The organism is Nocardiopsis sp. NPDC006139 (genome assembly GCF_040614155.1).
Classification (GTDB): domain Bacteria; phylum Actinomycetota; class Actinomycetes; order Streptosporangiales; family Streptosporangiaceae; genus Nocardiopsis; species Nocardiopsis changdeensis.
Window position 1 is genome coordinate 100,297 of record NZ_JBEXTT010000007.1, and the last position, 11,373, is coordinate 111,669.

General features: G+C 64.3%; 9 protein-coding genes and 1 tRNA gene. 4 read left to right on the plus strand and 6 right to left on the minus strand.

What is annotated here, in order from left to right; all coding sequences use genetic code 11:
* Positions 1 to 485: 485 nt before the first annotated feature.
* A complete protein-coding gene (locus ABZ249_RS11205) occupies positions 486 to 836 on the minus strand; it encodes a hypothetical protein (RefSeq protein WP_355260494.1) in 351 nt (116 codons plus the stop codon).
* 652 nt (positions 837 to 1,488) lie between these two features.
* Here ABZ249_RS11205 and ABZ249_RS11210 point away from each other — a divergent pair.
* Together ABZ249_RS11210 and ABZ249_RS11215 are read left to right on the plus strand one after the other, a co-directional pair.
* Positions 1,489 to 2,370 carry a helix-turn-helix transcriptional regulator gene (locus ABZ249_RS11210; protein ID WP_355260497.1) on the plus strand — a complete coding sequence of 294 codons (882 nt, stop codon included), beginning with the start codon at positions 1,489 to 1,491 and terminating at the stop codon, positions 2,368 to 2,370.
* A complete protein-coding gene (locus tag ABZ249_RS11215; protein ID WP_248772880.1) occupies positions 2,357 to 2,533 on the plus strand; it encodes a DUF397 domain-containing protein in 177 nt (58 codons plus the stop codon). Before ABZ249_RS11210 ends, ABZ249_RS11215 begins: the two co-directional genes overlap by 14 nt.
* A 58-nt stretch (positions 2,534 to 2,591) precedes the next feature.
* Here ABZ249_RS11215 and ABZ249_RS11220 read toward each other — a convergent pair whose 3' ends face one another.
* On the minus strand, positions 2,592 to 4,163 hold the full coding sequence (locus ABZ249_RS11220; protein WP_355260500.1) for a hypothetical protein: 1,572 nt from the start codon (positions 4,161 to 4,163) through the stop codon (positions 2,592 to 2,594).
* A gap of 529 nt (positions 4,164 to 4,692) precedes the next feature.
* Between ABZ249_RS11220 and ABZ249_RS11225 the strand changes: the two genes are divergently transcribed.
* Entirely contained in the window at positions 4,693 to 5,319 is a 627-nt protein-coding gene (locus ABZ249_RS11225) for a hypothetical protein (RefSeq protein WP_355260503.1), read from the plus strand.
* Between the two features lie 663 nt (positions 5,320 to 5,982).
* Here ABZ249_RS11225 and ABZ249_RS11230 read toward each other — a convergent pair.
* On the minus strand, positions 5,983 to 7,227 hold the full coding sequence (locus ABZ249_RS11230) for a sigma-70 family RNA polymerase sigma factor (protein ID WP_355260506.1): 1,245 nt from the start codon (positions 7,225 to 7,227) through the stop codon (positions 5,983 to 5,985).
* Between the two features lie 261 nt (positions 7,228 to 7,488).
* Between ABZ249_RS11230 and ABZ249_RS11235 the strand changes: the two genes are divergently transcribed.
* Positions 7,489 to 7,638 carry a hypothetical protein gene (locus ABZ249_RS11235; protein ID WP_355260509.1) on the plus strand — a complete coding sequence of 50 codons (150 nt, stop codon included), beginning with the start codon at positions 7,489 to 7,491 and terminating at the stop codon, positions 7,636 to 7,638.
* A gap of 167 nt (positions 7,639 to 7,805) precedes the next feature.
* Here ABZ249_RS11235 and ABZ249_RS11240 read toward each other — a convergent pair.
* The 3 genes from ABZ249_RS11240 to gyrA all read right to left on the minus strand — a co-directional run bounded on the left by ABZ249_RS11240 (position 7,806) and on the right by gyrA (position 11,318).
* Positions 7,806 to 7,879: transfer RNA gene (locus ABZ249_RS11240), tRNA-Ile, on the minus strand.
* A gap of 193 nt (positions 7,880 to 8,072) precedes the next feature.
* Positions 8,073 to 8,618 (minus strand): DUF3566 domain-containing protein, encoded by a 546-nt coding sequence (locus ABZ249_RS11245; protein ID WP_220564004.1) that lies wholly within the window; start codon positions 8,616 to 8,618, stop codon positions 8,073 to 8,075.
* Positions 8,619 to 8,723: 105 nt separating this feature from the next.
* On the minus strand, positions 8,724 to 11,318 hold the full coding sequence (gene gyrA / locus ABZ249_RS11250; RefSeq protein ID WP_355260512.1) for a DNA gyrase subunit A: 2,595 nt from the start codon (positions 11,316 to 11,318) through the stop codon (positions 8,724 to 8,726).
* Between the last annotated feature and the right edge of the window lie 55 nt (positions 11,319 to 11,373).

Here is an 11,373-nt window from a genome sequence, read left to right on the forward strand (position 1 = left end):
AGCCATCCGAACGGTGGACGCGGCTTCAAAGCGTTCTCCGGCGGAGTCCCCGTTCACACGCCGGGTGCGTGCCTCGTGGGCGCGGTAGTGGCCTCGCACGATGTCAGCCGGAGGGTTCACGGCTTCCGGCCGGACGGTGGGAGTCCAGTTGCCGAAGCGCGTTCGGGACGCCGGGACCGGTCCATGGGGAGCCGTATCCATCGGCGGGCATGGGTCGGGAACGGGCAGGCAGAGAGAACCAGCCCCGTCCATGTTCCGGTCGGCCCTCCCGATGATCGGCGCGTCGGAGGCGTACCGGCGAACGCGGGACGCACGGCGGGGCCAGGCCTTGCCCCTGAACGCACGCGGTCCGGCGTGAAGTCCCCGGGCAGGACGGACGAGGCGGACGAGCAAGGTCAGGAATTCGATAACGTGTCGCATGACGACGCTCCTTCGTAGCGTTGTCCAGGCCCCGGACGTGCCAGCGTCGCGGGGCCGTGGTGTGTTCAGGAGCGGAGGTTGTCCCCGTCCTCGTGCAGGCTGGGGTTCGGGGCCGCGACGCAGGGCTTGCGCCACGGGCCCGGAAGCGGCCGGCCGGCCGTGATCCACTCATGGAGCCGACCGAACGCCGTGTCGGATTCGATGAGGATCCGCCTGAGTTCCTGCAAGTCGTTCCGGGCCTGGGCGAGCGCCGCCCGGAGTTCTGCCTCGGCGGCCTGATCCGGAGGGTCGATCCAGCCCCCTGCTTCAGGCAGTTCGCGCAACGTGCCGCTCACAGCGTCGAAGAGGTGGTCAGCGAACCCCTTCTCGTCCTTGTCCGGGTCCGGGATCTCTGAGAAGTCGTCGGTCAGCAGCATCCTTGCCGCCCTTCCTCCGCGTCGGATCGCGGAAAGTAGGGGATGTTCCGGCTCCGCCGGGGAAGTGGTGCGTTGGAGGGAAAGACGGCCCTCGTCGTGGGTCGGGACCGGGGCCGCGAGGCGGAGAGCAGGGATCGCCACGCCTCTGCCTCATCCCCGATCCGGAACGGAACGTCATCGGATCCGTCTTGGCTATTGCCTTTGGGACAGTTGCTGTGTGCCGTGTGGCCGCCCATTTCCGTCCGACCGCACTCCGGGCATGTCCAGGGGGTCACAGCCGGGTCCCCCTGGTCGTGAGGAGAGCGGCGACCGTCCGCGCGGTCACCCACTCCATGCCTTCCGGATGCATGCGGTCCAGGACCACTACGCACCCACGGGAGCGCCACTCGTGGCACCACCACCCGCGCTCACGGCACAGGGTCATGGCCACGCCGTCTCGCACGGCCGTGACACGATCCGGCCCCGGGCCGGCCTCCGCGTCCACGAGGTACTCCTCACGGAGGCTTGCCACCAGGTCCGACACCGGGGTCGCGAATGATCTGCGAGCGTGCGCACTCATGCGGAGACTCCTGGAGGAGAGGGGGCGCTGGAATTTCAGTGTCGCCGACCGCCCTTTCCCAGGTGAAGGGCATTACGCCGACACTGGAGCGCTATGTTCGACAGTAGATTTTCCAGGAAAGGCAACACACATCCTGGAATCTGTGATGTCATACCTGTCATGCCCCCTGAAAAAGAAGCCATTGCCCGCTATGGGCGCGAGCTGAGAGCCATGCGCGAGGACTCCGGCATGACCCAGACGGCCCTGGCGCGAGCCGCGAACACCAGCAAGAGCACCATTTCCGCAGTTGAGAGAGGACTCACGACCCCGTCGCCCAAACTGCGTTCGGATCTGGGGGAAGCTCTAGGGTCGGAGCGCCTCGCCCGCGTGTGGGAAGAGCTGACCGGCGATGGCCGGGAAGCATGGAAAACGGAAGTCGCGGAGTTGACGGACAAGGCGAGCGCGGTCTACGAGTACCTTGTTCTCGTTTGGCCCGCTCACCTGCAAAAAGAGGCGTATGCGCGGGCACTCATCAAGCACGGGGCCCAATGGCTCACCGACGAGGAAGTGCAGTCACGGGCGAAGGCCAGGGCGGAGCGCGCGGAGGCGCTGACGAGCCGCCCCTACCCCAAACTATGGATCGTCGCGGACGAAGCCCTGCTGTACCGCCGGTACGGGAGCCTGGAGACGACCCGGGAACAGCTGGAATCCGTGCTGGACCTTGTCGAGCGAGGCCGTATCACGGTGCAGACGATCCCCATGAACACACGGAAGCATCCCGGCACCGGCGGCCCGTTTAAGCTGATCACGTCAGGCGACCATCCTGACGTGCTGTTCGCTGAGAGCGCTCGGCACGGCCAGTTGGTGACGACGTCCACGGAAGTCACGGCATGGCGCATGCAGTTCGCGGCGCTGCAGAGTGTGGCACGGAGCCCGGATGAGACCTTCTCGCGCCTGCGGGATGAGTACAGGAAGTTGAGCGATGAACACGAGTAAGCCGACATGGCACAAGAGCACTTACTCCGACGGCGGCTCGAACTGCGTTGAGGTCCGGGAGAGCGTGAGCGGCGCGGACGTCCGTGACACACAGAACCGGGAGCTGGGCCACCTCACCGTGCCCCCGGCCGAGTGGGTGGCGTTCCTCCGGCTGGCTCAGTAGACCAGTAGCAAAGGTCCCGGGAACCTCCCTTCCCGGGACCTGTTAGGGCAGGACGTACTCACTCATCGTCTGCTCTTTCCGCTGGCTTCTCAGCCCTCTCCCTGCGGAAAAGAGCTTCGACGAGCAGGCCTACCACGACCCTGCCTGCGGGCAAAGCGTTAGGGCGGGCACCGATGAGCTCCCTGTACAAGCCAGCGGCAAGCACGGTGGCCAAGATGGCCTCGCGTTCTTTGAGGTAGGGACTGAGCTGAAGTAGGTGAACCTCCAGTGCTCCGGTAGCCGCCTGGAGGGTGGAGTGGCTGGGGTGATCCGCGTCCCAGACGAGCGAGATGTCTTCGCGCACGGTTTGGAAGGCAGTGGCGAAGTCCCGGGGGGACCATGATCCGGGGTCAGCTGCCAGCTGGCGAGCCTGAAGTTCAACGGCGGGGAACTCCTTGTCGTCCAATGCGGGGTGGACGAGTTCAGGTTCGGCTTCCTCTGCGGTTGCTACCGGAGGTGGACTGACTTCCTGTGACTCTGCGGGAGCAGGCCTGGCAGGACGCATGGACTGGAGCTGAGGCAGACTGGTCCCCATCGGGTTCATGTCGAGGACTGTGTGGAACAAGGTCCGTGCCATCGCTGACAGCGGGAACTGGGATTCCTCTGCGAACGTCTTCGCGTACCTGCTGTCGTCCTGCACCATCTCTTGGGTAAGCGTCTCAAAGCGCCGAAGTCCGTGTTCGGTCATGCTGGCCAACGGGGAACGGGGATGACGTCGGGCAGCTGCAGCAGCGTCCCGAGTCGCGGCCCAAGCTGCGAAGTAGAGTTGCCCCAGACACCGAACCTGGGCCACCTTCTCCGCAGCTTCTCGCAACCGAGGACGCCTTTCTTCGGGAACAGCCGGCAGATGGTGCTCCATCAGCTTGTGATCGAAGTAACGCACACCCTCCTCGGCAATCACCTCAGCGAGAAGTCTTTCCAGGGCAGCGAATCGCTCGTAGTCGTTCAGAGCGTGTGTTAGGCGTCGAAGAAGCTCCGTGTCCGCCGAGGAGACAGCGCCCTGGAGGTCCCGGCCATATGACACATAGAACCGTGTCCTGTAAGGGAAGTAAGATCCCGTCAATTCGGGTGCCGGAAGACTACCCAAATCTCCCTCAGCATGAGCAACAGCCTCGCTGAAACTGCCAATCCTCCAGCACATCGACTCCATCGGGGTTGACGGGTGGATGTGAAGAACCTCGTGGGCACGTAGCTCGACCAGAGTCTCCACATCCCTGTTGTCAGGGGAGAGCGGTGGCAGGGTCAAATGCTCCTTGAGACTGATGATCCCGCCTTTAGCAGCGTTCCTCACCACGGCCAGAGCGGCAAGCTCCTGGCGAACACTTAGCCGAGGAAGCTGATCTTCAGGCTGGCAGAGGAGAGCGTAAGTGCGCTGCAACACCTCTCGATGCGAACGGATCCAGAACTCCTCCGCCTCCGCGTAGACTTCATTGATCGATTGCTTCTCTCGGCGCCGTTCAGCCTGGCGGGCAGCCCATGTGTCAGGGTTTCTATACTGTTCTGCTTCTTCCATGAGGGTGGGATGACAGTCAACGCAGACCACACTGTCATCTCCGGAGAGGATCTGGTTCAGGGCGGTGCGGTTGGGCAAGGAAAGTTCCTCCTCGCATGAGGCACAGAAGTAACCCTTCGCGACCGCTCGGCTCGCAGCGGCTGCCAGAAGGTGGTGCCGTCCGCCCCTGCCATTGGTATCGATCTCGCGAACACGTGTACGCCATAGGGGGTTCACGCCAGCCTCGTCCAGGCCACGAAGGTCCCAGTACTGGCGAGCGATGCCGACCAGGTCGGAAGCAGTGTTATCAAGAACCCGAACGTCCAGTTCGAAACTCTGGTTGCCAGCCGAGGTGCTCATCTGATCCTTGGGGGGTGAAGTCCGTGTCGGTACTCCAGAATGCCCCGTGCTGTTGGAACCCGAGGTCTCGAACCAGAAAAAGTTCTTACCTTCCTAGATTGAGGACCGCGTTCCTTGGCTGCTTCTATGGAGAGCCAGCATGGCCGTGCAGCCCCGAGGCAGCACAGCGTGCGTGCAGAGCCGACACGAACCTCCCCCACGTGGTGACAAACTGAAGCCCCACGTTCTTGCCAGGAGGAATCTCGTGACCGACACTAATCCTGCCCCCATGAGCAACGAGGAGAAGGAAGCGTTCTACGCCGAGCTCACCCCGCCCGACACTCCTGAGACCGAGGTGTGTGACTATCTGGTCGTGCACCCCGACGGCACCCTCGACCGGGCCCGCGGTAGCCGCCGAGCCATCGCCAAGCACCTCAAGAAGGACCAGACTACGGTCAACGGCGAAATGGGGGCAGAAAACCTGGTGGACATGCCCTCAGTCAACGCCTTCTGGATGGCTCCCTACGACTGCGAGCAACTTGACGAGAACCCCGTCGCCAACCACATGATCCAGGTCTTCGACTCGGTGGTGGAAGTGCCCGGCGAGTGTCGCGGCGACGTCATCTTCGCTCCCGCCATCTATCGCGGCCTCGACGTTGAAGAGCCCTTGTCCGGGCACCGACTGGACTTGGTGCTAGAGATCTACGCCGAAGTTCGTTCGGATCTGGCAGCGGGCCGCACGCCGCGTGCCTGCCTTCACCCATCAGAGATGGCTATAGCCTCGCGAAACCTCTCCCCAGAGCAGGCTTCGGAGGAAGCCCGTAACGCGGTCTGGGGCGTCGCGACCGAGGATGTGTCCCAGGTGATGCGCGAGTACGAGGAGCAGGTCCGGGCGAACACTCCAGCACCGGAGTGAGCTGACCACCTCAATACGCACCGATCTGATGGCTGTTTTACAAGCCGTGCAAGCTGCCCTGATCACACAATGCACAACCCAGACGCGCGACCAGGGCAGCGATGAATCGCTAGACCACGAAGGCAAAAGCTGTAAGCGCTCCGAGGAACAAGCCCAGCCCGGTCAGGAGGGACATGCCCCAGGTCTGTGCTGACTCTCGGGCGACCAGGACGCCGATGAGGCCTGTCAAGAGCGCCAGCAGAAGAAGAATGAGATAGCTAAGCATGGTTTCTTTCGCTTTTCGTTAGTTGAGCATCAAGGAACACGAACAGAAGACCCTCCTGTGGGTGGTGTTCCGGGGCTCAACCACGAGCGCCGGTGGGGTCGGCGCATCATGCTTGGGTCGGTTTCGCGTGGTGGTCACGAAATCAACTATGTACAAGCATAGAACAAGGAGATGTCCGTGTCCCCTGTTCTGCCACTTTCTCCGGAACAGTTTGAGTCCTTCATGGCTTCGGCGATCCAAGCAAACGTGTGGCACGGGTAGACCAGCGTTGGAAGACGCATTGCGTTGGCTGTCCTACATCGCGAGCAGGCCCCGGGGCGGCGCCCTAATCGTTACCGGCTGGACCCACAACAGAGTGTTCTAAAACGCCTTCGCTTCCCTCAGCAGATGATCTACCCTCATTTGTCCAGCCCGAAGAACTCCACAGCCTTCCGCTGGACCTGGGTAAGCCGCTTGGAAATCGGGCTGTGGTTGGCGTAGCCGAGTTTCTCAGCGATCTCATGCTGGCGAAACCCGCTATTGAGCAAGACAACAACCTCGCGCTGCTTCTCGTTCAGGAGCGCGAGAAAATCGCTGGTGACGAGCTTGCCTAGGACCTCGCTCTCAGGACCCTGCACCGGGATGGTGTCGGTCAGCTCCACGAAACGGACCTGCACCTTGCTTCGTTTGCGGTAGAGTTTGCGTTCGAAGTCCTCACGGGCGTACGACCACCGGCCGGAAAAGTCGTCCTCAACCCGGTGCGAACGCACGGCATCCATGATGCCTCTCAAGTTTCCAGTGGCATCAGCTGCTTCTACCGTGGCGGCCACCATCTCCGCAGCCTCATCCTTCCCCGTCCATACGGAACCGCCTTGGCGCGGATTGCCCGTAACGGCACCCGGAAGAAAACTCCCATCCTCAAGGGGAACCGGTCCGACCGTCTTACCTTTGTCAACCTCTGGGAACTTCCCAAGAGTGTCCTGGATGATCTTCGTGACCGGCGGAACCCAGTAGTTTAGGTTGTGCGAGAGAATTCGTATCGGATCATTTCCGGAGAAAGCTTGCATCGGTGAGCCAGAGTTGATGTGCGGCCAGACTGACCATGCCCATGCTTTCGCCAGGCGCTGTTCGAAGTCCGCAGGCAGAAAGCGGTCGGCATCGCCAGGGTTGATTATGAACGGCCACTGGCCTCGACGCAAAATCGGCAGCCCAAAGCGATCCAAGGTGTCCTTGGGCAACAGGTGGAACAACGGTGCGTACTCGAAGTACCGAGACAGGGTATACGGGACAAGGATCGTGTTGATATCGCCAAGCTCAGCGATCTTCGCGATCGGTTCGGGGAGGTCGTCGACGCTGAAAAATCGTCGACGAAACTGGCCTGCTTCCCAGACAACATTCCACTTACTGACTTCAACGATCAACTCCGTGGAAGCGTGGAACATCGGGATGGTGACGTAGTCGGGAAGTTGGGGATCCAAAGGGCGGACCACACCAGCGAACATCATCAGTCCCGCCGAGATGTTGTAGAGGGCCGGGTGTGTCTCAGGCGTGGCCTCATCCGCGGGGAGGAAGAAGTTCTCTCGCTCCCATGCCTCGATCTCGGCCGCCGTCGGCTCAGGGGCCTCATTCTTCGCCGGGTCCGGTGCGTCGTGTGTCTGTGTCATACCTACACCACGACAGTTCGAAGGGCTTTCGTTCCGGGTCGGACGGAGAAGCCGCAACTTTTTCGAAGCAGCGGAGGTGTCCGTAGCCGGCATCGATGTCACGAGCTGTGGCTCTAGAGGCTTACCCCCTTTGACGACCAGATCGACCCAGGGAGACCTGTGACCAAGAAGACCAGGGCGTTCACGATCCGAGAGCTGTACGACCTGCCAGCGGCGGTTGACTTGATGACGGCCGCTCGCGCCCTGCATATGGGGCGGACGATGGCCTACGAGCTTGCCAGGCGCGGTGAGTTCCCCTGTCAGCTGCTCCGCTACGGCGGGACCTACCGGGTGGTCACAGCAGAGCTCCTGGAGCTGCTGGGCGTGCCCCTGCCCGAGCAGAGGCGATCGACTAGAGTCGAGTCGACATAGCGATTCGATCTGTTGTCGACTTGGCGTCCGGCCGGTGCCGCACATGCCGGGGAAGTACGGGTTCTGACAGGGGATGCCGTGGGGTTCTCACGGTCAGATGACGGTCAAAAGAGGAAGAGCCCTGCTCTCCGAGGTGGAGAACAAGGCTCTGAACTGCACAAACTGTGTGGGCGTACCAGGACTTGAACCTGGGGCCTCATCCTTATCAGGGATGCGCTCTAACCGACTGAGCTATACGCCCTTGTTCCGTGTGGAACTCTACCGCATCCGGTGGACCGGGGCGAACCGGTATCCGGGGGCGGGGTGAAGCCGGGACGCGGCACGCGCGGCCCTCTTCACCTTCGATTTTACCGGCTGCGAAGAGTGCTCCGAACACCCGCCGGAACGCCGGCGGGCCCGGCCCCCAAGGGACCGGGCCCGCCGGGGCAGGATCGCTACTCGGCCTCGGAGAGGGTGATGTCCAGCCCGCCCACCAGGTCCGCGACCAGGTTGTAGACCATGGCGCCCACCGTCGACAGGGCGGTGATGAGCACGATGTTCAGCGCCCCGACCACACCCGTGTAGCCGAGCACCCTGCCGGGGGAGAACCACGCGGCGGGGTTGAGGCCCAGCTCGTCCTCGCCGCCGCCGTCGCCCTCCAGCAGGGCGGTGATCATGTTCGTCAGCTCGTCGAACACGCCCAGCATGGACAGGGTCACGTAGATCACGGCGATCGCGACGAACAGGATGATGAAGCACACCAACGACACGACGAAGCTGAACTTCATCACCGACCACGGCTCCACGCGGGACACGGTCAGGTGCGCCTTGCGGCTGCTGAGCGTCGCCTTGCCCGCCGCCGCCTCCTGGGGCTCGGAACCGCCCGGGGTCTCCGTCATGGTGGCCGCCTCTCCGCCGCCCTCCAGGGCCGTGTCGGTCGTCTCCACGTCCCCTGCGGGAGCGGTGTCGTTCGTGGTGGTGTTCCGCTGGTTGTCAGACATAGAAACGTTCCGCTGGACTTTCCTTGAGAGCGGGTGGTTGAAGCGACCTGGACCCGCGGGGATGGTCCGTACCCCCACGGGTCCTATCGGGACTTAACGCGCAGTCTAGGCCTCGGGTTCGCCTTCGGCCGCGACCGTCTCCTCGACCGTGTCGCCCTCGGCGGCCTCCAGCTCCTCCTCGGCGTCACCGGCCTCGGCGTTGCGGGCGATGGCGACGATCTTGTTGCCCTTGTCGAGGTTCATCAGCCGGACGCCCATGGTGGTGCGGCCGGACTGCTTGACCTCGGCGGCGCCGGTGCGGATGACGCCGCCGGCGGAGGTGATCGCGAAGACCTCGTCGATCTCCGGGTCCACCATGAGCGCGCCCACCAGCTTGCCGCGGGCCTCGACCACCTTGGCGGTCAGCACGCCCTTGCCGCCCCGGTTCTGCACCGGGTACTGGTCGGAGGGGGTCCGCTTGGCGTAGCCGTTCTCGGTGGCGACCAGGACGTCGGTGGACCCGTCCCCGGGCCGGATGACGTCCATGCTCAGCAGGTAGTCGCCCTCCAGGAACCGCATGCCGATCACACCGCTGGTCGCCCGGCCCATCGGGCGCAGCGACTCGTCGGAGGCGGGGAAGCGGATCGCCTGGGCGTCGCTGGAGATCAGCAGCAGGTCGTCGTCGCCGAAGACCAGGCGGGCGGCGATCAGCTCGTCGCCCTCGCGCAGGTTGATCGCGATGATGCCCGCCGAACGCGCCGAGTCGAAGTCCTCCAGGCGGGACTTCTTGACCAGGCCCTCGCGGGTGGCCAGGACCATGTACGGCGCGGCCTCGTAGTCGCGCAGCGCCATGATCTGGGCGATCTCCTCGCCCGGCTGGAACGGCAGCAGGTTGGCGACGTGCTGGCCGCGCGCGTCGCGGGCGGCCTCGGGCAGCTCGTACGCCTTCGTCCGGTACACCCGGCCCTGGTTCGTGAAGCACAGGATCCAGTGGTGGGTGGTGGTGACGAAGAAGTGCTGGACGATGTCGTCCTGCTTGAGCTGCGCCCCGCGCACGCCCTTGCCGCCGCGCTTCTGCGCCCGGTAGTTGTCGATGCGCGTGCGCTTGGCGTACCCACCGCGGGTGATCGTGACGACCACGTCCTCCTCCGCGATGAAGTCCTCCATCCGCATGTCGCCCTCGAACGGGATGATGTGCGTGCGCCGCTCGTCGCCGTACTTGTCGACGATCTCGCCCAGCTCCTCGCGGATGATGGTCCGCTGGCGGGTGTCCGACTCCAGGATGTCGGTGTAGTCGGCGATCTGCGCCATGAGCTCGTCGTACTCGGCGGTGAGCTGGTTGCGCTCCAGGGCGGCCAGCTTGCGCAGCTGCATGTCGAGGATGGCGCGGGCCTGGACGTCGTCGATGTCCAGCAGGCCCATGAGGCCGGTGCGGGCGTCGTCGGCGGAGGCGCTGGAGCGGATGAGGGCGATGACCTCGTCGATCCGGTCCATGGCCTTGAGCAGCGCGCGCAGGATGTGGGCGCGCTCCTCGGCCTTGCGGAGCAGGTACCGGGTGCGCCGGACGATGACCTCGACCTGGTGCTTGACCCAGTGCCGGATCATCTGGTCCAGGCGCAGGGTGCGCGGCACCCCGTCGACCAGCGCCAGCATGTTGGCGCCGAAGGTCTCCTGGAGCTGGGTGTGCTTGTACAGGTTGTTGAGCACGACCTTGGCGACGGCGTCGCGCTTGAGCACGATGACCAGGCGCTGGCCGGTGCGGCCGCTGCTCTCGTCGCGCACGTCGGCGATGCCGTTGACCTTGCCGTCCTTGACCAGGTCGGCGATCTTCAGCGCGAGGTTGTCCGGGTTGACCTGGTAGGGCAGCTCGGTGACGACCAGGGTCTGGCGGCCCCGCTTGTCCTCCTCGACCTCGACCACGGCGCGCATGGTGATGGAGCCGCGCCCGGTCCGGTACGCCTCCTCGATGCCGCGCTTGCCCACGATGAGGCCGCGGGTCGGGAAGTCGGGGCCCTTGATCCGCGCGATGAGCGCGTCGAGCAGGTCCTCGTCCGAGGCCTCGGGGTTGTCGAGGTACCAGTTGACGCCCTCGGCGACCTCGCGCAGGTTGTGCGGCGGGATGTTGGTGGCCATGCCGACCGCGATGCCCGAGGAGCCGTTGACCAGCAGGTTCGGGAAGCGGGCCGGCAGCACGACGGGCTCGGAGGAGCGGCCGTCGTAGTTGGGCCGGAAGTCGACGGTCTCCTTGTCGATGTCCCGGAGCATCTCCATGGCCAGCGGGGCGAGCTTGCACTCGGTGTACCGCATGGCGGCCGCCGGGTCGTTGCCCGGGGAGCCGAAGTTGCCGTTGGGGTCGACCAGCGGCATGCGCATGGACCACCACTGGGCCAGCCGGACCAGGGTGTCGTAGATGGCGCTGTCGCCGTGCGGGTGGTAGTTGCCCATCACGTCGCCGACGACGCGGGCGCACTTGAAGAACCCGCGGTCGGGGCGGTAGCCGCCGTCGTACATCGCGTACAGCACGCGCTGGTGGACGGGCTTGAGTCCGTCACGGACGTCGGGCAGGGCGCGGCCGACGATGACCGACATCGCGTAGTCGAGGTAGCTGCGCTGCATCTCGACCTGGATGTCGACCGGCTCGATGCGGTCGGTGACGCGTTCCAGCTCCTCCACGGAGGATTCCGCTCCCTCAGGGGCGTCCGGGTTGTTCGCATCCGTCACGGATGTCGATCCCTTCTACGAAGCTTCGTTGAGCTCGGTTCACTGCCCGGGACAC

Coding starts and splice junctions, on each gene's coding strand:
- ABZ249_RS11205 (WP_355260494.1), bottom strand. CDS start 836: ATGCTGCTGACCGACGACTTCTCAGAGATCCCGGACCCGGACAAGGAC.
- ABZ249_RS11245 (WP_220564004.1), bottom strand. CDS start 8,618: ATGTCTGACAACCAGCGGAACACCACCACGAACGACACCGCTCCCGCA.
- ABZ249_RS11215 (WP_248772880.1), top strand. CDS start 2,357: ATGAACACGAGTAAGCCGACATGGCACAAGAGCACTTACTCCGACGGC.
- ABZ249_RS11230 (WP_355260506.1), bottom strand. CDS start 7,227: ATGACACAGACACACGACGCACCGGACCCGGCGAAGAATGAGGCCCCT.
- ABZ249_RS11210 (WP_355260497.1), top strand. CDS start 1,489: ATGTTCGACAGTAGATTTTCCAGGAAAGGCAACACACATCCTGGAATC.
- ABZ249_RS11235 (WP_355260509.1), top strand. CDS start 7,489: ATGGCCTACGAGCTTGCCAGGCGCGGTGAGTTCCCCTGTCAGCTGCTC.
- ABZ249_RS11225 (WP_355260503.1), top strand. CDS start 4,693: ATGAGCAACGAGGAGAAGGAAGCGTTCTACGCCGAGCTCACCCCGCCC.